The 747-nt window shown below is 54.8% G+C and carries 1 protein-coding gene; it reads right to left on the bottom strand.

What is annotated here, in order from left to right; all coding sequences use genetic code 11:
- Positions 1–747 (bottom strand): type IIL restriction-modification enzyme MmeI (locus tag C492_RS06805; RefSeq protein ID WP_008421684.1); only part of this gene is annotated, 747 nt, incomplete at both ends.

Here is a 747-nt window from a genome sequence, read left to right as displayed (position 1 = left end):
AGAGGACAAGTGACTGCTCTTTGAGTTGGTCGAGTTCCTCGTCGTTGTCGGGATCAATATCGAGGTCGTTGGTCTCGACAAAGCCACGACCCAAGACTCGGAGTGCAGTAAAGACGTTATCCTGGAGATCTTCCCCGAGTTCTTGGGCTACGGTTTCGCTCTCAGACCAAACTGTATCGAGGAACGTGGTCTCTCTATGCGTTCGGAACGCTTCCGGCCGGAAAAAGAGATAGAAGTACTTGAACGCCTCGAGGTTCCCCTGCTCGAGGATCTCGGGGAGATCGATTTCGTAGTAGGTCTGCGTTTCGTAGTCTTTCGTCCCGTAGAGCCGCCACTTCTTCCCGTTCGTAAGGATCCCCCACTGGATATTCTCGGGAGTGCGCTCGAGGTAGTGTTTGATCTGGTGGGATGCATTCCGGTACGGGCGTTGCTCACTGAAGCGCTGGTTGAAATCCGCGCCCCACTGTTTGGCCTCGAGGATCCCCACCCCGCCTTCGAAAAGATCGGCTGTGTCCTCGGTATCCAGATAGACTGTTGCGGCGTCTCGCCGGGCCTCGGTATTTTCGAACAGGAGTGTATCAACGTATCCGCTCCCGTCGGGGAGAGTCGTTTCGACGTTCGTCCCGAAGCCGAGGATCTCGAGGACGTTGCTAATCCAGTTGTCGATTAGCGGGTCTTCTTTGTATCCCGCAACCAGCTGCTTTTCCTCATTGTAGAGTATCTGTAGTTCCTCTAATGCCTCGGCAG

This window comes from Natronococcus jeotgali DSM 18795, assembly GCF_000337695.1.
Taxonomy (GTDB): Archaea; Halobacteriota; Halobacteria; order Halobacteriales; family Natrialbaceae; genus Natronococcus; species Natronococcus jeotgali.
This window is presented reverse-complemented; position numbering and strand designations above follow the sequence as displayed.